The following is a 22,296-nucleotide window of genomic DNA, read 5'->3' as shown; positions in this document are numbered from 1 at the left end:
AGCTAAATCTATTTAACATCAATTATCTAAGTTTCAATGTTGCTAAACCTAATAGCACCAAGAACAAAGAGATAATCCAAAAACGTACAATAACTCGCGGCTCTGGCCAACCTTTCAACTCATAATGATGATGAATCGGTGCCATACGGAAGATGCGTTGACCACGCAGCTTATAAGAGCCAACCTGTAGGATCACAGAAACGGTTTCCATCACAAAGACGCCACCCATAATCACCAGTAAGATCTCTTGACGTACCAATACTGCAATCGCGCCCAAGGCTGCACCTAGCGCTAAAGAGCCAACATCACCCATAAATACTTGTGCTGGATAGGTGTTAAACCATAAGAAGCCAAGACCCGCACCAACAATTGCGGTACAAACAATGACTAACTCACCTGCTCCGGGTAAGTAAGGAAGGTGCAAATAGTTAGCAAATTGAACATGACCTGAAAGGTAAGCAATCAAAGCAAAAGCAGCTGCTACCATCACGGTAGGCATAATCGCTAAACCATCGAGGCCATCGGTTAGGTTAACCGCGTTACTTGAACCTACAATAGTGAAGTAAACCAATACGATAAAGAAACCACCAAGCTGCGGCATAATATCTTTAAAGAAAGGGACTACAAGTTGAGTTTCACCTGGGCTTGCCGCAGATGCATACAGGTATACAGCTATGGTCAATGCAGCCACTGATTGCCAAAAGTATTTCCAGCGAGCAATCAAACCTTTAGTGTCTTTACGAACCACTTTACGATAATCATCAATAAAGCCGATCAGACCAAAACTACCTAAAACAAACAGCACCACCCAAACATAGCGGCTACCAAGATCGCCCCAAAGCAAGACACTGATAAACACGCCAGCAAGGATCAATAGTCCGCCCATCGTTGGTGTGCCGCGCTTGCTAAAGTGCGACTCAGGACCATCGTTACGTACCACTTGACCGATTTGCATTAACTGCAAGCGTGCAATCATCTTCGGTCCCCACCAAAGACTAAATACCATTGCCGTCATCAAGCCTAAGATTGCTCGAAAGGTGACATAAGAAAATACGTTAAACCCACTGTAAAACTGGGTTAAATACTCAGCCAGGTAAACCAGCATTAAACAAACTCCCCGCGACCATAGGCCATTGTTAAAGCTTCTACTACACGTTCCATTCTCGCACTGCGAGAGCCTTTCACCAGCACAGTGATCTCAGTTGGTAATTCATTTATGTACTGAATTAACCCTGCTACTAAGTCATCAATATCGTGATAGTGTTTGGAACCAAAAGCATGACTCGCACCTTCGCTTAGCGTACCAACACAAAACAGCGCATTTACGCCTTTTGCCTTGGCTAATTCCCCAAGCTCACGATGCAAAAGGGCGGCATTGTCGCCTAATTCGCCCAAATCGCCCAGTACTAAACAGCGATTTCCTTTAATTTCTTGAAGCCAGTCAATTGCAGCGCCAACCGAGGCCGGATTTGCATTGTAACTGTCATCAATCACAGCCACTCGTCCAAGTTGACTTGGCAGCATACGTCCTTTGACGGGTTTTAGCTGGCTAAGCCCTTGGCAGATCTCAGCTAAAGACAGATCCAGTGCAAGGCACATGCTTGTAGCAGCCAATGCATTTGACACCTGATGGCGCCCCGCTAGCGGCAATTCAACTCTATGTACTTCAGCACAGTAGCAAAGGCTAAAGGCATAACGTCCATAGGCGTCAGCCATCAAATCTGTTGCAAAAACATCAAGATCTCTCGACGTTTCATTTTTAACGCCAAAACATAACTGCTTAACATGGCTAGACGCCTGAAGCATGACATCAGCAAATGCATCATCGGCATTAATCACCGCGGTGCCACCAGTGCTAATATGATTAAAGATCTCAGATTTGGCCTTAGCCACGCCCTCTAAAGAACCAAAACCTTCAAGATGTGCTGAAGCAACGTTATTCACCATTGCAACGCTGGGTTTCACTAAGCTAGAGGTATAATCAATCTCACCAGCGTGGTTTGCTCCAAGTTCGAACACACCAAACTCATCACCCGCTTGTAATCTCAACAGGGTTAATGGCACACCAATCTCATTATTGAAATTACCCGCGGTGTAAAGCACTTGGTGTTTTTGCGTCAAAATCGTCGCAATCATCTCTTTTACGCTGGTTTTACCGTTTGAACCGGTTAACGCAACACAAATAGGTGCAATTTGTTCACGCACATATGCGCCTATTTCACCCATTGCTTTCTGGCTGTTACTGACAATAATTTGGCTGGCACTTATTGGCAACTCGCGCTCAACCAACAATGCATTAGCACCAGCGTCGACTGCCGCTTGCGCAAAAACGTGGCCATCAAAATGCTCGCCTTTCAGTGCCACAAACAGGGTCTGGCTGTTTACCGCTCGACTGTCACTTGAAACGCTATCAATCTGCAAGTCACTACCTACCAGCTGGCCATTTAAGCGGCTCGCGAGCTCAGCTAAAGAAGCGCTAATCATGCTTCACCTTCAGCAATCGCTCTGGTGAACGCTCTTTCATCGTAATTCAATCTCTCACCATTAATCTCTTGGTAGGTTTCATGGCCTTTACCCGCTAGCAATACCATGTCACCAGAGCTCGCTTGAGCCACAATGTCTTTGATAGCCGCTTGGCGATCTACTTGTGTTAAGGCATGTTCAGGGCGCTGTAATCCCGCCAAAATATCGGCAACAATCTGATTGGGGTCTTCACTGCGAGAGTTATCACTCGTCACCATCACCCGGTCGGAAAATTGCTCGGCACTGGCGGCCATCATTGGGCGTTTACCTTTATCTCTGTCACCACCACAGCCAAACAAACACCATAGTTTACCGCGGCAATGTACTCTAAGTGCTTTAAGTGCTTGCTCAATCGCATCTGGTGTATGGGCATAATCCACAACCAGCGTCACTTCATCTTTAGTGGTGAAGCGCTCCATGCGACCCGCAACGGGTTCTAGCTTCTCAGTCAGTGCCACCAGCGCATGCATATCTTCACCCAGTAGGTAAAGTGCGCCGAGCGCCGCCAATAAGTTCGAAAGGTTGAAATCACCGAGTAACGGTGAGTTAAGTTTGGCCTCCCCCGTTGGCCACACCAAGGTGCACGACACACCGCCATCATGGAATAGGCAGTCTTTGCTATAAATTGCCGCCCTAGTATCCCCTTTAACACTAAAACCGACTAACTTGTCTGACGCTAATTCTGTTAGCCATTGTCGACCGAGTTCGTCATCGCAATTGATTAAGCCTGCGCGCAAGCTAGCAAACTGAAATAAGCGCTGTTTAGCTGCGCCATAGGCATCCATCGTGTGATGGTAATCGAGGTGATCGCGGCTCAAATTGGTAAAAACAGCCACATCAAAGGGAACCGCTTCGACTCTACCTTGTACTAAACCGTGGCTCGACACTTCCATGGCACAGATATCTGCGCCGCGTTGCTCAAAGCTTTGTAACTGTTTAAAAAGGGTGATCGGATCGGCGGTGGTATTGCCGCTATCGACAAGTTCGCCCCACAAACCATTACCTAAGGTTCCCATCACCGCAGTGTGCTTACCTTGCAATGATTGCAGCTGCGCAACTAACTGAGTCACTGAGGTTTTACCGTTAGTGCCTGTCACACCAATAATTTGTGGGCGTGATGGTGTTAACCGATAAGCTTGCGCAGCTAAGGCCGAAATCTGTCTATTGAGCTGAAAAAATGAGATCTGTAATCCCATGTCATTAATAATCTTACCGTGCTCATCGGGTAAATCTGTATGCACTAGTACTGCACTCGCCCCGCGCTCAAAGGCGGCAGCGATATATTTTCGACCATCGGCTTGATAGCCAGGAATGGCAACAAATAGATCGCCATGTTGCACAGCACGGCTGTCCAAGATTAACTCTTGAAAGCTTTCCGCTCCCGAATAATGAAACCATGGCGCCAATAAATCACGTATTAGCATCATTCTACACTCCTAGAATTTGCAGCTAAGCGGACTTTTTCACGGCTTGAAATAGGCTCAACATTTAGCATTTGTAAGGCGCCAGACATCACTGCTGCAAAAACTGGCGCAGCGATATCACCACCGTAATAACGGTCACCTTTAGGCTCGTTAACCACAACGGCAATGGCAAGCTTTGGATTATGCACAGGTGCCACGCCAGCAAACAGCGCTACGTAGTCCTCACCATAACCACCAGCAACCGCCTTACGCGCGGTACCTGTCTTACCCGCAACAGGGTAACCTTCAATGTGCGCTTTTCGCGCGGTGCCACCTTTTTCGGTAACGCCCACGAGCATTTCCAATACGCTTTGTGCCACTTCAGGTGACAACACCTGCGTACCTTCAGGCTCTTGCTTAAGCTTTAAAATCGAAACCGGATAAAGAACGCCCTTGTTACCTAAAATTGAATACATTCTGGCAAGCTGCAGTGGCGTAGCCATCAAGCCATAGCCAAAAGATAAGGTTGCCCGCTCAAACTCAGACCATCGACGACGGTCATGAATCAGTCCTGCACTTTCGCCTTCTAAATTAATACCTGAATAGTTACCCAGCCCCATAGTTTGATATGCGCCCAGCAATTCTTGCACTGGCATAGATAACGCAATCTTGGTCATACCGACGTTACTTGAATGGACCAAAATGCCACTCAAGGACAGATCGCCATAGTTGCGACCATCACGAACGATTTTACCGCCGATACGCATGCGGCCAGGATTGGTCTTAATAATGTCATTCGCTTTAATGGTGCCCGCCTCAAGTGCTGCGGCGACCACAAACGGCTTAATCGTTGAACCGGGCTCGTAAGAATCGGTCAATGCACGATTACGCATCCGATAGCTTTGTAGGTTCTCGCGAGAGTTGGGGTTATATGACGGCGTATTTACCATCGCCAATACTTCGCCGGTATGCACATCTAACACCACGATTGAACCTGATGTCGCTTGGTTTATTTCCGTGGCTTTTTTCAGTTCTCGATAAGCAAGCTGCTGAATGCGTTGATCAATACTTAACACCAAATCATTTGGGCTCTCGCCCTCTTGTACCATATCAAGACGCTCAACCACGTGGCCATCACGAGACTTTCTCACTTTCTGCTTGCTCGGCGTGCCCGTTAGCCAATCGTTGTAGGTATTCTCTATTCCCTCAATACCTTTGTCATCGATATTGGTGATACCGACTAACTGCGCGGCAATCTCACCGGTTGGGTAATAACGGCGCGACTCAGATTTAAGGTAAACACCCGGCAATTTTAGCTGTCTGATATAGTCGGCAACCGCAGGGGTGACTTGACGTTTAAGGTAGGTAAAGCGTTTACGAGGGTTCGACTGAACACGCTTTAGAATATCTTCTTTTGGCTCATGCAATACGTCAGCTAATGCTTGCCAGCGGCGCATATCGGCAAAACCATTTTTATCATGAACCACTTTAGGGTCGGCATAGACCGCTTTAACCGGCACACTGACGGCTAACATCTCACCATTGCGATCGGTGATCAGGCCACGCTGCACTTCACGACTGGTGGTACGCAGGGTGCGCATGTCACTTTCATGGCGCAGCTTTTCTGGCTCAATGATTTGAATATAAGCGGCGCGCCCAACTAGACTGGTGAACATCAGGCAGACAAAAGCCACAACAACGTATAAACGCCATTGGATCAACTGTGGTTTTTGTTTACGTTTAGCCTGTTTGCTCATGGGACTCTTACGACAACCTCTTCTTTTGGTAGCGGACGATTCATATTAAGTTCTTTGGTCGCTATCCGGGTTATTCGGCTATGCTCAGACCGTGATTGCTCCTCCAGGAGCAAGTTACGCCACTCAATATCCAGTCGATCTCTTTCTTGTAGCAACTGATCCCACTGGCTGATGTACTTTCGCCCTTCATGGCTGGTGTACACCACCGCAATCGCATTGAGCATCACGAGTAAGGCTAAGATCATTACCCACTTGTGATGCCAAAGATCTAGCAACACGATTCGAGTTAAGTTCAATTGCGATTTACTCACGCTAACCTCAAGCTCACTTAGGCTTCGTAAGGTAAACGCTGGGCAATACGTAACACCGAACTACGCGCTCTAGCATTACGCTCAACCTCTTCAGCTGACGGTTTAATCGCTTTGCCAATCCCCTTTAGCTTGCGTGATTTATTAAGCTCTTCTTCAGTGATAGGTAGGCCATGAGGCACACTTTCACCTTGGCTATTACGACGAATAAAGCGTTTCACCATGCGGTCTTCTAGCGAATGAAAACTGATCACCGATAAGCGTCCTTCTGGCGCCAATACGGTTAACGCGCCTTCTAGTGCTTGGTCTATTTGCTCCAGCTCGCTATTGATATAGATACGGATAGCTTGGAATACACGAGTCGCAGGATGCTTGTTACGCTCTTTGTTCTTAGTGATACGAGCAATTAAATCCGCCAGTTCTTTGGTGCGTAAAAAAGGCGCTTTCTCACGATCAGCGACGATACAGCGCGCAATATGGCGAGCATTTTTCTCTTCACCATAGGTTTTGAACACCCAAGCCATATCTTCAATTTCAGCACGAGCGATCCACTGCGCAGCAGTTTGGCCTTGAGAGTTATCCATACGCATATCTAATGGGCCGTCTCTTAAGAAACTAAAGCCGCGCTCGGCATCATCTAGCTGAGGCGATGACACGCCAAAATCCAGCAAGACGCCATCAATTTTGCCTTTTAAACCTAAGTCTTCGACATAGTCAGCCAACTGGCCAAAACCACCATGCACAATTTGAAAGCGGCTATCATCCTTAAACTGCTCTGCAGCGGCAATCGCCTGTGGATCTCGGTCGATAGCAATCAACCTTCCATTTGGTCCTAGCTCTGCAAGCACTTTTCTAGAATGACCACCACGACCGAATGTGCCATCAATATAGATGCCATCAGGTTTTATGTTTAAGCCTGCAACCGTTTCCGTTAACAGTACTGATAGGTGTTCAAATTCTTGTGTCATGGTTTTCTTCTGCTTTTAATTATCACTGACTAAAGTGAAAAATCTGCTAAACGTTCGTTTGCAGCCAAATCTTCATTAAGAATCGCTTCCCGACTCTGCTCAATCTGTTGTTGCCACGCCGCCTCGTCCCAAAGCTCAAACTTGTTGAGCTGGCCGACTAACATCACCCGCTTATCTAAGTTGGCATATTGACGCAAAGGCGTTGGTAACAGCATGCGACCATTACCATCTAATTCACATTCATGGGCGTATCCGAGCAACATGCGTTTAATTGCTCTTTCGGTAGGCTGTGTGTCGGAAAGTAATGCGAGTTTCGCTGCAATTTTTTCCCACTCTTGAATGGGATACAGCAATAAACACGAGGATTGAATATCTACAGTGATCACAAGTTGACTATTATGGCAGGCGTGCAGCGGCTCACGGTATCGCTTTGGTATTGCGATCCGCCCTTTGGTATCAAGGTTTATAGCGCTTGCCCCAGAAAACACCTTATTGTCGTCCCTGTTATTCTATAAATTATCCACAAATATCCACATTTCCCCACAACAGCTAAGTTTAGGGATAGAACGCAAGGCTTGTCAAGGAAAGCCGCTTATTTAAAATCCAGCAACCAAGCGGGTTAGCAGCTAATTTTGATTCATTTTTATTGAAAGCCGTTGAAAGGGATTTATGTGGGAAATTTATATCACTCTGTTCCTAAAAAGTAGGAAAAACAGGCAGAAGACGGGGAAGACTCATCACTGAGTAAACCTATCTGTGGATATTTTTGCCAATAAGTTAGCTTAGATAATAATCCCTCTCGCCTAATTTCCACTTTTATCACTCATTGGGCGGTCAGCGCAAAGTCCAAAAATTAAACATGGTTAAACATAATTAACCAAAGTCAGATCTCTAAAATATAAAAAAAACAAATTGCGACTAAATTTTAACCAGCAATGACCGATATAAGGGTAAAGGGACCAAAAATTAAGGAGAGGGAGATGATAAGCCTAGATAGTATGTATGCCATGCTTGCCAAACCCGTTATTGCAAAGCTGCATTCAAGTAAAAAAGTAAAGCGCCTCGATGCAACTGCAGCGATAACACCTGATAGCCATGAAGCCCCACAGTCACAATTGCCTCCGCATTTAGAACGGCGTTCAGGATCGGAGGATAGACGTAAAAATCAACAAATCGCTAACCAACTCAAGCCCGATCTAGAAAGAAGAACAGGGCCAACAACAGATCGACGCGATGCTGAAATTGAAACTGAAGCGAACCATTCAGAGCAGCAATCTGAGCTATCATCTGAGTTACAATCAAGCAGCGGGGAAGAACGTCCTGATTCAACCCACACTAAAATTGATATCAATGTATAAGGGTTAACGCGTTCTCGCGACTGCGTTTTGCCATCCCTTATATAAGTTTTCCCGTTTTTGTGCCGTTATCTGCGGCGTAAAGCTACGCTCAACTCCGGCCTTAAGCTTTAACTCATCGGTCGAGTTCCAAAACCCAACCGCTAGCCCAGCCAAGAACGCCGCGCCCATCGCAGTCGTTTCAGTCAAGTCTGGTCGCTGCACTTCAACGTTAGTAATATCAGCTTGAAACTGCATTAGAAAATCATTAGCGACTGCGCCACCATCGACTTTGATCTGCTTAAGCTCAACATTACTGTCTTTCGCCATGGCGTCGAGCAGATCACGGCTCTGATAAGCTATCGCTTCAAGTGCAGCCCGAATAATATGGTTGCGATTGGCACCACGAGTGAGCCCCACCAGTGCGCCTCTAGCATCAGGATCCCAGTAAGGAGCCCCCAAACCGACAAATGCAGGAATTAAATATACTCCATGGGTATCTTCAACTTTAGAGGCAAAGTACTCAGTATCTTGCGCATCACGAATAAGCCCTAGCTCATCTCTAAGCCACTGCACCGTTGCGCCCCCCATAAATACAGAGCCTTCTAATGCGTAGTTGACTTCGCCGTTAGCACCAATGCCGATGGTGGTTAATAACCCATGCTGTGACTGAACCGCTTCAAGGCCAGTGTTCATCAATAAGAAACACCCAGTACCGTAGGTATTCTTTGCCATGCCCTCTTCGATACAAAGTTGACCGAAGAGTGCAGCTTGTTGATCGCCTGCCATACCGGCAATGGCAATGTTACTGCCTTCGCCTGCGATTCGAGTGTGACCATAAATGGCTGATGAAGGCTTTACTTCAGGTAAGATTGAGCGGGGAATATTGAGCGCTTGAAGCAGAGTCACATCCCATTCTTGAGTGTGAATATTAAATAACATGGTGCGCGATGCATTGGTCGGATCGGTAACGTGGGCTTTGCCCTCGGTCAGTTTCCAAACTAACCAAGTATCAATGGTACCAAACAACAACTCACCTTTTTCAGCGCGCTCTCTGACTCCATCAACGTTATCCAGAATCCACTTAATTTTTGTGGCGGAGAAATAGGGGTCGAGTAGCAAGCCCGTCGTTTGCTTGACATAGTCCTCAAGTCCCTGTGCTTTGAGCTCATCACAGATATCTTTACTACGGCGGCATTGCCACACAATTGCATTGTAAACAGGCTTGCCAGTGGCTTTATCCCATATCACCGTCGTTTCACGCTGATTGGCAATACCGATAGCCGCGACATCTTCACTGTGAATATCTGCCCGAGCCAATACTTCAATGAGTGTCGAACTTTGTGACGCCCAGATCTCCATTGCGTCATGCTCAACCCAGCCCGGTTTAGGATACAGTTGGCTAAACTCTCGCTGACAGCTTGCGACCATATGAGTATTATGATCGAACACTATGGCACGCGAACTTGTTGTGCCTTGATCCAGTGCGATGATGTATTTCTTGGACACTAATACTTTCCTTATTTGCGTGTTTCTTTTAACAAGCCTATCTCTGGTTGCATAATCTCTGGCTGGAGAATGTCAGGCGTATTCACTTCTTTCCAGATAGTTTCGTCACAAGCATGGGCAGGGTAATACCATACGGCATTAATTTTATCGCCCGATAACTGATAAACGCCTAGGCTGCACTGACTACTTTGCTCGCCATCATGACTCCAAACAACTTCTTCAACCGTACTGACATAATTCGCTGAAACAACAATTTGTCTTAGGGTTGCTTTGGCGTCTGTAAGGCTGGCAAAGTAATCCGTCATCGCAGCGCCGAGTTCATGCTGGCTAGAGGTTTCAATATCTATTTTAGAGCCTGATAAATTAAACCAGTGCACATTTGGCGTAGTGTGCTGTAACAGCTGTTCAACACTATGGTTATTAAAGCCCTGGATAAATTGTTTTACGACGAGTACAGATTTAGGCGGTTGGCTTACATCTTGTTGTGGCAGAGCAGCACTAACAGTAGATGATAAACTCATCAACGCAGAGCCGACAGCCAATAACCAAGTTTGGGGTTTCATGGTGAACCTCTTTTTTTATGCATAAAGTGAATGAGATCAAACCAGCCTACGACTAACAACTGCCCCGTGGGCATTAATTAAGGCGTTTTATCTTTTTTACCACGAAACCGACCAAGCAATCCAACTCGGCTGCACTTGAGTCAAAACCAGCAACAACAAATCCTCTCCTATGCCATCCATGGCATTCAAGGATAAGTACCTCCTGTACAAATCCCCTCCTATGCCATCCATGGCATTCAAGCCATTCAAGCCATTCAAGCCATTCAAGCCATTCAAGCCATTCAAGGATAAGTACTTCCTGTACAAATCCTCTCCTATGCCATCCATGGCATTCAAGGATAAGTACTTCCTGTACAAAAAAGCCCCGCAATGCGAGGCTTTAACAGTAACGATTAGGGCTGAAGCAGCTTAGCTTTAGCTAAGGCAACCTCCGCGTAGTTGTTACGGGTTTAGAAACGGTAAGTCGCTTGAACACCAACAAGAATGATGTTGCCGCTAACTTGACCTTCGAACGTGCCGCCAAACATAGCAGAGTCAGCTTCATGTTCATGAATTGGTGACTCATCGGCAAAGATGTATGTCGCACCAAAATCGAAATCTAGGTTGTCGCTATACTGGTAACCATAACCCACGCTTAACCATAAACGGTCAACTTCAGGGATTGTAGTAGTACGGTTAGCGTCAGACACTGCAGCTTGGTCGTAAGCAACACCTGTTCTTAGCGTTGATTTTTGTGACAACTGGTAAGTTGCACCAACGGCAAAGCGGTAGTTGTCTTCCCAGTTTTCTTGTTTAACTAGAATAGGATCAGCGGAGATCTCTGGGATCATGGCTTCTAGCTTTTCAAACGAACTCCAATCAGTCCAGTTAACACTTGCGTGGATAGCAAGTTTCTCAGTCAACTGATGGAAGCTAGCAATTTCTGCTGTGGCTGGAAGTGCGAGCTCCATTGAACCATCATACTGGCTAGAAGGTGCTTTACCTTGCATTAGCATTGCAACATCAAAACCGAAACCTTTAGCGTCTCCTTCAAGGTTTTGCTCTACTTCAGAGCGGTAGTTAAAACCGATACGGTTATCGGCGTTAATCTGCCATGCACCGCCTAACTGCCAACCCCAAGAGATATCATCGCCTTCCATGTACTTTAGCGTGGTACCTGCAGGAACAAAAGTGCCAGTTGGCGCTTGAGCACCGAAGCTACCTTCGCCTAATACTAAGCGCACACCCGCACCAACACTGAATTGCTCGTTTATGCGGTAAGCAACGTTCGGGTTAATTTCGATTGCCATAATCGAGGCTTCATTGCCAAACTGAGTCGCAAGAAAGTCATCATCTAGCTCAGTCGCCATGCCGAAGTTACTGCCAACGGCCAAACCGAGAAACCATTGTTCATTTAACTGATGCGATACGTAGAAGTTAGGCACGACAGCGTCACCTGCAATATCTTTTGCTGATGACGGAGTAGTAACCCCATTTGATGTCACTTCACCGTCAACATTGATATCCGGCATCACTAAAATGGCGCCAGTAGTCATTTGCGTGCCTTCAAGATAAGTCAGCATTGCAGGGTTACGGAATTGCGCCGCAGCGTTATCGGCCATCGCTGCTTCACCAGCGTACGCACGACCTAACCCAGTTGCAGAGTATTCAGCTAATTGAAAGCCAGCAGCTTGAACCTGTGTAACTGTCCCCAAAAGTGCTGTACTCACAGCAAGAGTTATTAAACGCTTATTCATTTGTCATCTCTAATTATGTTAACAAGAAGTAGAGTCTTAACTCCACTTTTTAATGGCGGCGATTTTACAACTGCAGAATATCTTTTCAAGTACTTTATAAAAAACAGCATAAAACACTGGCAAAAATAACAAATGGCAGAGTAAACATAGAAGAGGTCACACTTTAAAACATAGCAAGGGTGTCACTAAAGGCATTTCGCGTCGCTGAACAGCATTGGAAATGACAAAGGAAATCATGTAAATACAAATTAAATCATACAGATACAAACATAAAAAGCCTAGTACACATGTACCCTGCAAATCTAGCTAAAAAGCAGTGTAAATAACTGCCTATTTTATCGAGTAGGAGTTAAGTTGAAGGGCGAAAACGTTAAAGTAAAGCAAAAACAATAACTAAACTAATTAAATAAAGACTAAATTAAACAAGGCCATTTAGGAATAAATCTAAATGGCCTTACAAAAACCCATTAACGGTACATATGTACGCTAATTTTTAGACCTACTTTTAATACCGCTAGCCTCTCCAAGAGGGAATGTTAGCTTCATAATTAGCAATCGTATCGACATGTGACAATGTCAGGCCAATTGCATCTAATCCGTTTAATAGGTTATGCCTAGCCGACTGAGCAATTTCAAAATGAAATAACGCGCCTGACGGACTGGTCACAGTCAAAGCTTGCAGATCAACACTAATCTCCGCTCCTTCTTCAGCTTCAACCTCAGCCAATAATTGCTTAACCTCAGTATCCGCTAGCTTTACTGGCAACAAGCCATTATTAATCGAGTTGCCATAAAAGATATCGGCAAAACTCGGTGCAATAATCACCTTAAAGCCAAAATCAGCCAATGCCCATGGCGCATGCTCTCGACTTGAGCCACAGCCAAAGTTTTCCTGCGAAAGCAAAATTGACGCTCCCGCATAACGAGGCTTATTCAGATTAAAAGCTGGATTAGGTTTATCGCCAGCATCATCTAGATAACGCCAATCATGAAATAAGTGAACACCAAAGCCATCTCGGGTCACTTTTGACAAAAATTGCTTAGGGATGATCTGGTCGGTATCAACGTTTGCACTATCTAAGATAACCGCAAGCCCTGTATGTGAGATAAATGGTTGCATGCTGTGCTCCTAGTATGGTTTACGAATATCAACAAAATGCCCTGCAACAGCGGCAGCGGCCGCCATAGCAGGACTCACTAAGTGAGTACGACTGCCGCGTCCTTGTCGACCTTCAAAGTTACGATTACTCGTTGATGCGCAGCGATCGCCCGCTTCCAACTTATCGTCGTTCATTGCTAAGCACATAGAACAACCCGGCAAGCGCCACTCAAAGCCCGCATCCAAGAAGATGCGATCTAACCCTTCTGCCTCGGCTTGCTCTTTTACTAGACCCGAGCCCGGCACCACAATGGCTTTTACACCCGATGCCACTTTACGGCCTTTAGCGTGAACGGCTGCAGCGCGCAGATCTTCAATACGTGAGTTAGTACATGAGCCAATGAACACCTTGTTTATGCTGACGTCTGTCATTAAGGTGCCCGCACGCAAATCTACATATTGCAGCGCTTTTTCAATACTGGTTTTAACCGTGGAGTTTGTTTCTTCAGCCGGATTGGGAACCTGTTGATCAATCGCAACCACTTGGCCAGGGTTGGTCCCCCAGGTTAATTGTGGCGCAATATCTTTCGCTTCAATCACCACGCTGGCATCAAATACTGCATCGGCATCGGTTTTCAGTTCGCTCCAAGCAGCAATGGCTTGATTCCAGCTTTCACCTTTTGGTGCAAACTCGCGGCCTTCTAAGTACTCAGCGGTGGTGGCGTCTGGTGCGATCATGCCCGCCTTCGCCCCCATCTCGATGGCCATATTACATACTGTCATTCGGCCTTCCATTGTGAGCGCTTCAATCGCCTCACCGCAAAACTCCACCACGTAGCCGGTACCGCCATCCATGCCAATTTTACCAATAATGGCTAGCACGATATCTTTAGCCGTAATGCCATCAGCAACATGACCACGCACTTCAATCTTCATCGTCTTGGCTTTAAGCTGACGCAAAGTTTGCGTTGCCATGACATGTTCAACTTCTGAGGTACCAATACCAAACGCTAGCGCCCCAAAAGCACCATGGGTTGCAGTATGTGAGTCGCCACATACAATCACAGTACCTGGCAGGGTGATGCCAAGTTCAGGCCCCATCACATGCACTATGCCTTGGTTTTTATGGTGGATATCATAGAGGCGAACACCAAACTCTTTACAGTTACGCTCGAGCGTTTCAACTTGGATACGTGCCATAGGGCTTAGTGCATCCAGGCTCGCACTGGTTGTTGAAGTGTTGTGGTCCATGGTGGCAAAGGTTTTTTCTGGCGCGCGCATACGACGCCCAGCCACCTCAAGACCACTAAATGCTTGAGGTGATGTCACTTCATGCACTAAATGCCTATCTACATAGATGATTGGCGCCTCACCTTCGGCCGCAAACACAATATGGTCATCCCATACCTTTTCATACAAAGTCTTAGCCATGGTTACACCCCTTCTCTGATCAACTTAGCAATGTAATCACCCATTTCACGGGTTGATTTTGCCTTGTGGTGCTCATCACTTGATAACAATTCACCGGTTAGGTAGCCATCACTTAAGGCTTTACCGACAGCATTTTCAATCGTTGTCGCCGCTTGCTCTTGCTTAAGGCTATGGCGCAGTAATAATGCCGCAGACAGAATTTGCGCTACTGGGTTAGCAATCCCTTGGCCGGCAATATCTGGCGCACTGCCACCCGCGGGCTCGTATAGTCCAAAACCAGAACTATTCATACTAATCGAAGAGAGTAAGCCCATTGAACCCGTTAACATGGCGATTTCATCAGAGATGATGTCACCAAAAAGGTTAGAACACAGCATGACATCAAACTCATCAGGACGGCGTAGCAACTGCATGGTCGCATTGTCGATATAGATATGTTCAAGCTCAACATCTGGAAAATCTTTAGCGACCTCTTCAACCACTTCACGCCATAAAACCGAGCAAGCTAGCACGTTGGCTTTGTCTACAGAGGTGACTTTCTTGCGGCGACCTTGGGCAGTTTCAAAGGCGATTTTCGCAATGCGGCGGATCTCTTTGCGACTATAACGCATGGTATCGAACGCTTCTTCATTCTCACCTTCACCTTGGCGCCCTTTTGGCTTACCAAAGTAAATACCACTGGTTAGCTCTCGCACACAAAGCACGTCAAAACCACGAGAAGAGATATCGCTGCGTAGCGGTGACATATGCTCAAGGCCCGCGTGCAGCTTTGCCGGACGCATATTGCAAAAAAGCTCGAAGTGGCCACGTAGTGGTAATAATGCGCCGCGTTCTGGCTGATCATTAGGAGCAAGGTGCTCCCACTTTGGGCCGCCCACTGAGCCAAACAAAATTGCGTCCGCCGCTTCACAACCTTTTAGTGTGGCTTCAGGTAGCGGGCAACCGTGATTATCGATCGCCGCGCCGCCAACATCATATTCAGTATATTCAATCGATAGTGCAAAACGCTCTTCTGTCGCCTTTAGCACTTTGCGCGCCTCAGCCATCACTTCTGGCCCAATACCATCTCCCGCCAGTACTGCAATCTGATAACTCATACTTCAGCTAACTCCTGTAATGTATTCTTAAATCTATTCTTTTAATCTACAAATTTGGCAACATTAAAACAGCGAGGTTACACCCCACCGAGTGCTTGTTTGGTTTGTTGGATCCGTTGTTTGCAATCGGCGACTTTGTCCGCGCGCCATGTCAAATTCATCACATGAATCAAGGCTTTTGCCGAGGCTTCGACGACATCAGTCGCAAGCCCGACGCCATGAAAATTCTGTTCACGGTATTTAGCAGTAATATCTACCTGGCCAAGAGCATTTTGGCCTTCGCCCTTTGCACTTAACTGGTAGCTAGTAATATTGATTTCACAACCACTGGCACGAGCAACCGCCTTATATGCTGCATCAACAGGACCATTGCCAGTGGCGGCTTCGGTAATTAATTCACCATTAACAGCCACTTTTACCGTTGCAGTGGCGCTGCCTTCGGTTGAGTCTGAATGCACAACCAACTGTTGTAACCTAAAGTGGTCATCGGCTTCGGCTTGGGCCTCCATAAAGGCTAATGCTTCTAAATCATAATCAAATACTTGGCCTTTTTTGTCTGCTAACGCCAAGAAGTCTTCATACAGTACATCCATGTCGTAATCTTGTTCACCATAGCCAAGCTCACTCATGCGGTGCTTGATAACATGACGCCCAGAACGCGATGTCATATTTAAGTTGCTACGGTTCAGCCCAATGCTCTCGGGTGTCATAATCTCATAGGTATTTTGCGCCTTTAACATGCCGTCTTGATGAATGCCTGATGAGTGAGTAAACGCATTGGCGCCCACTATCGCCTTGTTGGCTTGAACCGGCATATTACAAAGTTGACTCACTAAGCTTGAGGTACGGTGGATCTCTTTGGCATTTATGCCCGTCTCTAAACCTAACTCGCCTTTACGAGTCGACAAGATCATGGCGATCTCTTCTAATGAACAGTTACCCGCACGTTCACCAATGCCATTTACGGTACATTCAATTTGTCGAGCACCGTGCTGCACAGCGGTAATAGAATTAGCCACCGACAAGCCTAAGTCGTCATGGCAATGCACTGAGATCACCGCTTGATCAATATTGGGGACACGGTTAAATAGCGTTTGAATAATGCCGCCAAATTCGCTCGGCACCGTATAACCTACGGTATCGGGAATATTGATAGTACGTGCGCCAGCCTTAATCGCCTCCTCCACCATGCGGCATAAGTTGTCGATAGGCGTACGCCCTGCATCTTCACAAGAAAACTCAACATCATCGGTAAATCGGCGCGCATATTTAACCGCACCAACAGCCATTTCAAGTACCTGATCAAACGAACGCTTTAATTTACTCTCAACATGAATCGTCGAGGTTGAAATAAAGGTGTGAATACGGAACTGGTCCGCTACTGATAACGCTTGGGCTGCGGCATCAATATCTTTCTCTAATGCACGTGACAATGCACACACCCGGCTATTCTTAATGGTTCTCGCTATGGTTTGTACCGACTCAAAATCGCCTGGAGAAGACACTGGAAAACCCACTTCCATAACGTCTACACCTAAACGCTCTAGCGCGAGTGCAATTTGAAGTTTTTCCTTAACCGTTAAGCTAGCTGCTAATGCTTGTTCACCATCACGTAAGGTGGTGTCAAATATGATAACTCGGTTAGACATCTATCTTCTCCATTGAACATCAATGTTCAGTTATGCGTTCTCGTTGCTATTTGGCGTTTAATACCGATGACTTTAAATACAAAAAACCCCGCATTTTGGCGGGGTTTAATAATGCTGGCTTGTTTTCAAGCGTATAACACTAAGTCCTCCGCGCAGAGTCTGCGAGAATGAGAATAAGGAGTCTTAGTTGCGTATCGTTATATTTCATCATTTTTCATCCAGCCTAACCTTTCATTCGCTGCGACTATTTATTCATCGCAGATGGATAACCATTCCCAACACCCTAGCTGGGACGGTTAATTTTTAACTCGCATCAGCATCAGTGTCAACCATAAACTCGCTTACTTCAGTTATTTTCAAGCGACATATCGCTCACTAAAGCCACTAAAAAGATATTTTATGGCGTAAAACACCTCACTTTTGACTTTTTTCATCACCAGGCAATACATATGCTTAACCTATCGCAATATTGTCGCGCCAACAGCTTTTTTATGCATATTTTATTTAAATTAGTTATAATGCCGACTTAGTTCGAAATAAAAGTGGATAAGGATTACCTCTGGAGCGTTTTAAAATGGATTTTCGTATTATCGTCCTCAGCTTTCTGCTGTGGTGTTCGCCTGCGTATTCATCGACTTTAGAGCACCTTGACCAACTTAACACTGCCGTCTTCCAATATCCCAACCAAGCACTCGAGACTATCCACGATATTGAAAAAAACCTTCACGCCTATTTAGACCCTAAAGTGTTGCAGTTACGTATGAGCGCATTTAAATGCGAAACCTACTTACAGCTAGGTGAAAATGCTGCCGCGATAAACTTAGCTCGATTTAATGAAGCAAAAGCCAAACGCTTGAAGCTCGATGAAGTTCGGCCTTACTTTCTGAACTGTATGGCACAAGCCTATGTTAACTATGGTAATTACCAACAAGCGCTGCCGCTAATCCACTCTTCGATCACCATGTCACGCCGCCTAGAACAAGCTCAAGCACTAATAAATGGTTTGTGGATTAGAAGTCAACTCGACGCCAAGGTACAGCATAACGACACCGCCATCGAAGACTTACGTCTCGCGCTAGATCTATACCCTCAGGTTAGCCAACAAAATGAACCCTGGCTTCTTACCCCCATCGCATACTTAAATGCAGCTATGGCTAAATTGCTGATGGCAGAGAATGAAGAGGAAGAAGCGACAAAATTTCTCAATAAGGCACTGCAAGATAAGCATTCTGCAGGGAAAATGGCACTTAACGTCTCTATTAGTGCCGCCAACTTAGCCCAAGCGAATAATCAGGTTAAGCTAAGGGACCATTATGTTCAGGAAGCGCGAACTAAACTCGCTGAGCTTGGTAGCCCTTTTGAGTTAGCCAAGGCCTATATGCAAATAGCCTTTATTGACTTTAACAGCGGTAAATATACCAGTGCAGAGCAACTGCTTCATTTAAGCATTAACACGCTTAAGAAAGAGTCAAACGCGAGCGCAACCATTAGCGCCTTACATTTACTAGCCCAAGTCAACTTAGCCCAAGGTCAAGAAAACCTAGGTTTAGAGCAGATGAATGAAGCGATAGCCATCGCTAAACAAAAAGACCTATATACGGACCTTAAATACTGCTATACGGTGCTAGCGACATATTTTGCAGAGAAACAAAATTTTGCTTTAGCCTATGATTACCAGTTAAAGCAATTTCAGGCTGCTGAAAATGAAACGCTATTTATCCAAAATATTTGGTTATCCCATTTAAAGTCAGATTTAAGCCGCCAACAACAAGCCTCTGAAAACCTGCAGAGCACCAGCGCCCAAGTCATCTCTAGCCAACTCATTCCGAGTCAGTTTTTGCCGATTATTGTTATTCTTGTCAGCTTGATTATCTTTATTGGCTGGTATCACAGACAGACAGCAAAAGCGCCATCAATCACTAAAGAACCTCCCCCTATAAGACCTAACGCCACAGGTAATCAGAAACTAGAAGATATGCTGAGCGTCAGTAAGCATGCCAATTATAAGCTGTCATTATTAGTGCTAGATCCGAGTAATATTTTAGCTAGCGACGTGCCGATTATGATCGAACAACTAAGGAGCAAGTTGAGAGATCAAGATCTGTTATTTTTACAATCGGAGCAGCAATTGGTAGTGATGCTGCCTCATACTTCAGAGGCTGCGGCTATTAATGTCATCGAGCAGCTTTCGGAGGTAGTGGCGGTATGGCAAAACGATAGCAAGGTCAATATCGGCCTTGCTAGTATGCAGCAATTTGATAATTTACAATCTATGATAAAACGCGCTAATATCAGCCAATTACGACGATTAAAGCCTGTCAGCAAGGCCTCTAAACACGTTTAGCTGTAATGCCAATCAGTAAAATACGGTGACAGTGACTCTGAGCCATCACTCTTTGTCACGCCCGCAAGCTAATCTTTAATCACGATAGGGTTAGCCTTCAGCAAGATAGTCCGCTATTTCATCTAAAAATTCGCCACCAAAGCGTTCAAGTTTACGCTCACCGACACCATTCACCGCCAGCATTTCACCTGGGCTTGTCGGCAATATGGCTGCCATTTCAGCTAACGTCGCATCGTTAAACACTAGGTACGGCGGCACATCTAACTCTTCCGCCAACGTTCGTCGCAATAGCTTAAGCCTTGCAAATAGTTTGCGGTCGTAATTAAGTGGCGCGCGCGAGTTATTGCTACGGCGCTTAGTGGTTTGAATCACAATACGCGGTTCAGCAAGTAATAACTCAACCTCTCCCTTTAATACTGCGCGCGCAGAAGGGTTTAGGGTCACTGAAGAGCCGCGGGTGATATCTTGATTCGCTAGCCCTAAGTGGATCAACTGCCTGATCACACTGAGCCAATGTTCATGGCTCTTCTCTTTGCCAATCCCCCAAGTGGATAGCTTGTCATGACCACGCTCAATCACGCTCGCCGACTTTGACCCGCGCAGCACCTCAATCAGATGATTAATACCAAAGCGCTGGCCAATGCGATAGATGCAAGACAAGACTTTCTGTGCATCTTGAATACCATTATATTTCTTCGGCGGATCGAGACAAATGTCGCAGTTACCACACGCTTGCAGTGCGGGCTCATCGAAGTAATGCAGTAATACTTGGCGTCGACAGGTCTGCGCTTCAGCAAAAGCCGCCATAGTATTGAGTTTATGAAACTCCACTTGCTGCTGTGGGCCCGGCTCAGATTGTTCGATTAAATGACGTACTCGGCCGATATCGGCAGGATCAAATAACATTAAGGCTTCAGAATCTAAACCATCACGACCCGCACGGCCCGTTTCTTGATAATAAGACTCAACACTCTTTGGAATATCGTAATGCACGACATAGCGGACGTTAGACTTATTGATCCCCATGCCAAATGCCACAGTCGCCACCACAATATCGAGCTGGTCTTTTAAAAATCGGTCTTGAACATCTGAACGCTCTTCTTGAGTTTTACCCGCATGGTACGCCTCGGCTTGATGCCCTTGCAGACGTAATCGGTCGGCGACCTCATCGACTCGGCGACGACTACTGCAATACACTATGCCACTGGTACCATTTTGCGCATCAACAAACTGACGCAACTGGTTCGCCGCGTTAAGCTTCTCAGCCACGGTATAACGAATATTGGGCCTATCAAAACTGGTCAATAACGAATGGGGCGTAATGGTCAAGCGCTGGCAAATATCTGCGCGAGTCGCTTTGTCGGCCGTTGCGGTTAGCGCCATAATAGGCACTTGCGGAAATTGTTGGCGTAACCTGCCTAATGCAGCATATTCGGGTCTAAAATCATGACCCCACTGCGAGATACAGTGCGCTTCATCGATAGCAAACAACGACACATTAAGCTCATGCAATCTATCGATAAAACTCGCCTGCAGTAACCGCTCAGGCGATACATACAACAGCTTTAACTCGCCATAACGCATCTTTTGCAAAACTTGTAGGCTCTCTTCTCTTGGTTGAGATGAGTTTAAGTAGGCTGCAGACACGCCTGTTTGAATCAGGCTATCGACCTGATCTTTCATTAAGGAGATCAGCGGGGAGACCACAACTGTCAGACCAGGCATGATTAATGCTGGCAATTGATAACACAGGCTTTTACCACCGCCAGTAGGCATGATAACTAAGCAATCTTGTCCCGCGCAGATCTGTTCAATAACCTCTCGCTGCCCCTCTCTAAAAGTACGGTAACCAAATACCGACTGAAGGGTGGAAGATAATTGATCGACCGAATTATCGAGCGCAACCGGATCCATAGTAAACCTGTATTAAAAATAGGGTCGACTATTCTAATTGAGGCGAGCGACATTGTCTCTCTCGATTCTCGCTACTGCATAAAATTTGAGCTTGCGTCGCAGTAACTATTAACGATAGGTTAAATACTCTAATGAGATCGCTAATCGGCAAAAGGAAGCAAGATGAGTCAGCTTATTCAACAAGAAACGCTACGCAGAGTGGCTGAGATTTTCGACAAGCATGTACCGTTTCATAACTTACTCGGTATGGATATCAAACGCTACGATATGGACGGGGTCGAAATTCAGGTGACCATGAAACCTGAGCTGATTGGCAATATTCATCAACAAATTTTGCATGGCGGAGTGACCGCAACCGTACTCGATGTGGTTGGCGGGCTCACCGCATTTTCAGGCTTAGTCGCCAGCCGTGATGACTGGAGCATAGAGGAGTTAGAGCATCGCATTAAAACGCTAGGGACGATTGATCTACGAGTTGACTATCTTCGTCCAGGCCGTGGTGAAATCTTTACCGGAACAGGCACTGTGATCCGCGCAGGGAATAGAGTGTCAGTCTCACGAATGGAGCTGCACAACGAAAAAGGTGACCATATTGCTTTTGGTACAGGCACTTACATGGTTGGCTAACATGGGAGAAGTTATTATCGGAGAGTTAGCAGCG

18 protein-coding genes are annotated in these 22,296 nt (G+C 46.0%); 3 read left to right on the top strand and 15 right to left on the bottom strand.

Translation table 11 applies throughout. The features are described 5' to 3' along the window. Positions 1–22: 22 nt before the first annotated feature. From mraY to mraZ, 7 genes are read right to left on the bottom strand one after another with little or no spacing between them, the layout of a single operon-like run. Complete coding sequence (gene mraY, locus ACVBIL_RS02560) at positions 23–1,105, bottom strand: phospho-N-acetylmuramoyl-pentapeptide-transferase (RefSeq protein ID WP_447165421.1); 1,083 nt, start codon at positions 1,103–1,105, stop codon at positions 23–25. Next, the gene (locus ACVBIL_RS02555; RefSeq protein WP_447165420.1) at positions 1,105–2,484 is read right to left on the bottom strand and encodes a UDP-N-acetylmuramoyl-tripeptide--D-alanyl-D-alanine ligase; all 1,380 of its coding nucleotides are present in this window, start codon (positions 2,482–2,484) and stop codon (positions 1,105–1,107) included. The genes mraY and ACVBIL_RS02555 overlap by 1 nt, the downstream gene beginning before the upstream one ends. After that, entirely contained in the window at positions 2,481–3,950 is a 1,470-nt protein-coding gene (murE, locus tag ACVBIL_RS02550; protein WP_447165419.1) for a UDP-N-acetylmuramoyl-L-alanyl-D-glutamate--2,6-diaminopimelate ligase, read from the bottom strand. The genes ACVBIL_RS02555 and murE overlap by 4 nt, the downstream gene beginning before the upstream one ends. Beyond that, positions 3,947–5,683 carry a peptidoglycan D,D-transpeptidase FtsI family protein gene (locus ACVBIL_RS02545; RefSeq protein WP_447165418.1) on the bottom strand — a complete coding sequence of 579 codons (1,737 nt, stop codon included), beginning with the start codon at positions 5,681–5,683 and terminating at the stop codon, positions 3,947–3,949. Before ACVBIL_RS02545 ends, murE begins: the two co-directional genes overlap by 4 nt. Then, positions 5,680–5,994, bottom strand: a complete 315-nt coding sequence (gene ftsL, locus ACVBIL_RS02540) for a cell division protein FtsL (RefSeq protein ID WP_447165417.1) — start codon at positions 5,992–5,994, stop codon at positions 5,680–5,682. The genes ACVBIL_RS02545 and ftsL overlap by 4 nt, the downstream gene beginning before the upstream one ends. 17 nt (positions 5,995–6,011) lie before the next feature. Continuing rightward, complete coding sequence (rsmH, locus tag ACVBIL_RS02535) at positions 6,012–6,959, bottom strand: 16S rRNA (cytosine(1402)-N(4))-methyltransferase RsmH (RefSeq protein ID WP_447165416.1); 948 nt, start codon at positions 6,957–6,959, stop codon at positions 6,012–6,014. 29 nt (positions 6,960–6,988) lie between these two features. Then, on the bottom strand, positions 6,989–7,447 hold the full coding sequence (mraZ, locus tag ACVBIL_RS02530; protein WP_447165415.1) for a division/cell wall cluster transcriptional repressor MraZ: 459 nt from the start codon (positions 7,445–7,447) through the stop codon (positions 6,989–6,991). 492 nt (positions 7,448–7,939) lie between these two features. On the opposite strand from mraZ, the gene ACVBIL_RS02525 reads away from it, so the two are divergent. Then, positions 7,940–8,317 (top strand): hypothetical protein, encoded by a 378-nt coding sequence (locus ACVBIL_RS02525; protein WP_447165414.1) that lies wholly within the window; start codon positions 7,940–7,942, stop codon positions 8,315–8,317. A 3-nt stretch (positions 8,318–8,320) separates the two neighbouring features. Here the strand turns inward: ACVBIL_RS02525 and glpK are convergent, their stop codons facing one another. From glpK to leuA, 7 genes are all read right to left on the bottom strand, one after another. After that, positions 8,321–9,802, bottom strand: coding sequence for a glycerol kinase GlpK (gene glpK, locus ACVBIL_RS02520; RefSeq protein WP_447165413.1), 1,482 nt, complete (start codon positions 9,800–9,802; stop codon positions 8,321–8,323). Between the two features lie 11 nt (positions 9,803–9,813). Next, positions 9,814–10,365, bottom strand: coding sequence for a nuclear transport factor 2 family protein (locus tag ACVBIL_RS02515; protein WP_447165412.1), 552 nt, complete (start codon positions 10,363–10,365; stop codon positions 9,814–9,816). Positions 10,366–10,814: 449 nt separating this feature from the next. Beyond that, positions 10,815–12,101 carry an outer membrane protein transport protein gene (locus ACVBIL_RS02510; RefSeq protein ID WP_447165411.1) on the bottom strand — a complete coding sequence of 429 codons (1,287 nt, stop codon included), beginning with the start codon at positions 12,099–12,101 and terminating at the stop codon, positions 10,815–10,817. 514 nt (positions 12,102–12,615) lie between these two features. Continuing rightward, complete coding sequence (leuD, locus tag ACVBIL_RS02505) at positions 12,616–13,221, bottom strand: 3-isopropylmalate dehydratase small subunit (protein ID WP_447165410.1); 606 nt, start codon at positions 13,219–13,221, stop codon at positions 12,616–12,618. Between the two features lie 9 nt (positions 13,222–13,230). Continuing rightward, the gene (gene leuC, locus ACVBIL_RS02500) at positions 13,231–14,631 is read right to left on the bottom strand and encodes a 3-isopropylmalate dehydratase large subunit (protein WP_447165409.1); all 1,401 of its coding nucleotides are present in this window, start codon (positions 14,629–14,631) and stop codon (positions 13,231–13,233) included. A gap of 2 nt (positions 14,632–14,633) precedes the next feature. Continuing rightward, a complete protein-coding gene (gene leuB, locus ACVBIL_RS02495; protein WP_447165408.1) occupies positions 14,634–15,728 on the bottom strand; it encodes a 3-isopropylmalate dehydrogenase in 1,095 nt (364 codons plus the stop codon). 77 nt (positions 15,729–15,805) lie between these two features. Continuing rightward, entirely contained in the window at positions 15,806–17,377 is a 1,572-nt protein-coding gene (leuA, locus tag ACVBIL_RS02490; protein ID WP_447165407.1) for a 2-isopropylmalate synthase, read from the bottom strand. 574 nt (positions 17,378–17,951) lie between these two features. Between leuA and ACVBIL_RS02485 the strand changes: the two genes are divergently transcribed. Beyond that, positions 17,952–19,721: a histidine kinase gene (locus tag ACVBIL_RS02485; protein WP_447165406.1), complete on the top strand. Its 1,770-nt coding sequence runs from the start codon at positions 17,952–17,954 to the stop codon at positions 19,719–19,721. 90 nt (positions 19,722–19,811) lie between these two features. Here the strand turns inward: ACVBIL_RS02485 and recQ are convergent, their stop codons facing one another. Further along, complete coding sequence (gene recQ, locus ACVBIL_RS02480; protein ID WP_447165405.1) at positions 19,812–21,635, bottom strand: DNA helicase RecQ; 1,824 nt, start codon at positions 21,633–21,635, stop codon at positions 19,812–19,814. A gap of 162 nt (positions 21,636–21,797) precedes the next feature. On the opposite strand from recQ, the gene ACVBIL_RS02475 reads away from it, so the two are divergent. Further along, positions 21,798–22,262, top strand: coding sequence for a thioesterase family protein (locus ACVBIL_RS02475; RefSeq protein WP_447165404.1), 465 nt, complete (start codon positions 21,798–21,800; stop codon positions 22,260–22,262). Positions 22,263–22,296: the final 34 nt, after the last annotated feature.

The sequence above is a fragment of the Shewanella sp. 125m-7 genome, from assembly GCF_052977045.1.
This window is presented reverse-complemented; position numbering and strand designations above follow the sequence as displayed.

Coding starts and splice junctions, on each gene's coding strand:
- mraY (WP_447165421.1), bottom strand. CDS start 1,105: ATGCTGGTTTACCTGGCTGAGTATTTAACCCAGTTTTACAGTGGGTTT.
- ACVBIL_RS02555 (WP_447165420.1), bottom strand. CDS start 2,484: ATGATTAGCGCTTCTTTAGCTGAGCTCGCGAGCCGCTTAAATGGCCAG.
- murE (WP_447165419.1), bottom strand. CDS start 3,950: ATGATGCTAATACGTGATTTATTGGCGCCATGGTTTCATTATTCGGGA.
- ACVBIL_RS02545 (WP_447165418.1), bottom strand. CDS start 5,683: ATGAGCAAACAGGCTAAACGTAAACAAAAACCACAGTTGATCCAATGG.
- rsmH (WP_447165416.1), bottom strand. CDS start 6,959: ATGACACAAGAATTTGAACACCTATCAGTACTGTTAACGGAAACGGTT.
- ACVBIL_RS02525 (WP_447165414.1), top strand. CDS start 7,940: ATGATAAGCCTAGATAGTATGTATGCCATGCTTGCCAAACCCGTTATT.
- ACVBIL_RS02515 (WP_447165412.1), bottom strand. CDS start 10,365: ATGAAACCCCAAACTTGGTTATTGGCTGTCGGCTCTGCGTTGATGAGT.
- ACVBIL_RS02510 (WP_447165411.1), bottom strand. CDS start 12,101: ATGAATAAGCGTTTAATAACTCTTGCTGTGAGTACAGCACTTTTGGGG.
- leuD (WP_447165410.1), bottom strand. CDS start 13,221: ATGCAACCATTTATCTCACATACAGGGCTTGCGGTTATCTTAGATAGT.
- leuC (WP_447165409.1), bottom strand. CDS start 14,631: ATGGCTAAGACTTTGTATGAAAAGGTATGGGATGACCATATTGTGTTT.
- leuB (WP_447165408.1), bottom strand. CDS start 15,728: ATGAGTTATCAGATTGCAGTACTGGCGGGAGATGGTATTGGGCCAGAA.
- leuA (WP_447165407.1), bottom strand. CDS start 17,377: ATGTCTAACCGAGTTATCATATTTGACACCACCTTACGTGATGGTGAA.
- ACVBIL_RS02485 (WP_447165406.1), top strand. CDS start 17,952: ATGGATTTTCGTATTATCGTCCTCAGCTTTCTGCTGTGGTGTTCGCCT.
- recQ (WP_447165405.1), bottom strand. CDS start 21,635: ATGGATCCGGTTGCGCTCGATAATTCGGTCGATCAATTATCTTCCACC.
- ACVBIL_RS02475 (WP_447165404.1), top strand. CDS start 21,798: ATGAGTCAGCTTATTCAACAAGAAACGCTACGCAGAGTGGCTGAGATT.